At 67.9% G+C, this 1614-nt stretch carries 1 protein-coding gene and 2 pseudogenes; 2 read left to right on the top strand and 1 reads right to left on the bottom strand.

Annotated elements, in window-relative coordinates; translation table 11 throughout:
• Positions 1 to 375: 375 nt before the first annotated feature.
• The gene (locus A3A5_RS45010) at positions 376 to 519 is read right to left on the bottom strand and encodes a hypothetical protein (RefSeq protein ID WP_232431411.1); all 144 of its coding nucleotides are present in this window, start codon (positions 517 to 519) and stop codon (positions 376 to 378) included.
• A gap of 89 nt (positions 520 to 608) precedes the next feature.
• Between A3A5_RS45010 and A3A5_RS45755 the strand changes: the two are divergent.
• Positions 609 to 785: pseudogene (locus A3A5_RS45755) on the top strand (phage integrase family protein); the annotation flags it as partial.
• A gap of 415 nt (positions 786 to 1200) precedes the next feature.
• Positions 1201 to 1614: pseudogene (locus A3A5_RS45000) on the top strand (integrase); the annotation flags it as partial.

Genomic DNA, 1614 nt, shown 5'->3' with positions numbered 1-1614 from the left:
ACTTACCTGATAGGCGACATTATCAGGTTTGAATTTTTCCACAATATAGGGGGTTTAGCAGGCTGCACTTGGGGAAATTGGGGACGGCGGAGGTGGCGGAACCGGCGCCAGGAGGCTGGCAGGAGCGGCGTAGCGACCGCTTATCGGCGGCAACAGATCTGCGCCGACGCCAACAGTGTAGCCGAAAATGGCGGGTCTGCCACCTTGGCGTCCCCGGTCCGTCACCGGTCGCATGGGTCCTGCTCTCCCCCGACAAGCGGCCTCGTCCCGCCCTCCGGGATATGGGTCGATGCAATATTATCAGGTAAGATACGGCACTCGCCGATCTCGACCTGCCATGGCCCAACATAACCTCGTCGCTGCCGACACCCCCCGTTACACGCGCGCCGATTTCACGGCGTCAACCGCATCCCGACCGAGCAGATCCTGACGCGCGTCTATGACGAAGATGCGCTGCACGCCGCCGGCATCGAGACGGCGGCGCAACTCGAAGCCCGGCTCGACGCCCTGCGCGACCACCTGGTCGAGCGCGTCTGTCTCAGCAATCCGTATCTGTCGGTCAGCCTGGCGGACTCGCGCCGCTTCAATCGCTGGCCACCGACTACCTGGTGCGCGCCGCCGACCAGGATTTCTCGGCACCGCAACCGGACGATCCGGTGTCGGCCTGGCTGCGCCCGATCGTGTTCCGGGCGCTGCGGCACGAGCACATCCTGACGCTGGCCCAGTTGCACGCCTATATTGCGCTGCGGGGCCGGCGCTGGTACCTGCCCGTGCCGCGGCTGGGTGCCGGCAAGGCGCGTGCGATCGAGCGCTGGCTGCAGACCCATGCGGCCACACTCGGCCCGCTGGCGGTGGTCGACGACACGCCTCAGACGGCATCGGTGGAGCTGGGCTCGGACGCCGAGCGCATCCTGGTGCCACTGGAGCAGGTCGGGCGGATCGTGGCGGCGCTCGACGGTAGTGCGGGCCGCAACCGGGCGCCGGGCTTTTGCCTCATTGCCGCGCGCCATGACCTCGAGGCCATCCACGCCTACCTGTACCGGTTCCGCGACCGGGACAAGACCGCACGTTCCTACCAGAAGGAGTTGGAGCGCTTCCTGCTCTGGTGCGTGGGCGTGCGCCGCACCGCGCTGTCCAACGTGGACGCCGACGATTGCGAGCGCTACAAGGATTTCCTGGCACAACCGGATCGGCCCCAAGGTGCCGCGCACGTCGGCACGCTGGCGCCCCTTCGCGGGCGTGCTCCAGGCGGAATCGCAGCGCTATGCGGTGATGGTCCTGCGAGGTTTTTTTACCTGGCTGGTGGGCGTGCGCTACCTCGGCGGCAACCTGTGGCTGCTGGTCCCGGATCCGGTGACGGCGCGCCGGGAAGTGCCAATCGCGGTCGAGAAGGCCTTGCCCGAGCAGCTGTGGAAAACACTCATGGTGCCCGATGGCATCCTCGACCAGCTTTGCGCGAAGTGGCCGGTGTCGTCGCTGGGGGCGCCACTGACCGCGAAGGACGCCGACGCGCCGGGCGCGCAGTACCGCCTGGCGCGCGCGGCGGTGCTGCTGTTGGGGTGTAGCGGCGCGCGCCGCGAGGAGGCGGCCCGCGCGCTGCGCTGCCACCTCAAG

Origin of the sequence: Cupriavidus sp. UYPR2.512, assembly GCF_000379565.1 — a bacterium.
GTDB lineage: Bacteria > Pseudomonadota > Gammaproteobacteria > Burkholderiales > Burkholderiaceae > Cupriavidus.
Note: the sequence above shows the minus strand (reverse complement) of the source record. Positions and strands in the feature narration are given on the sequence as shown.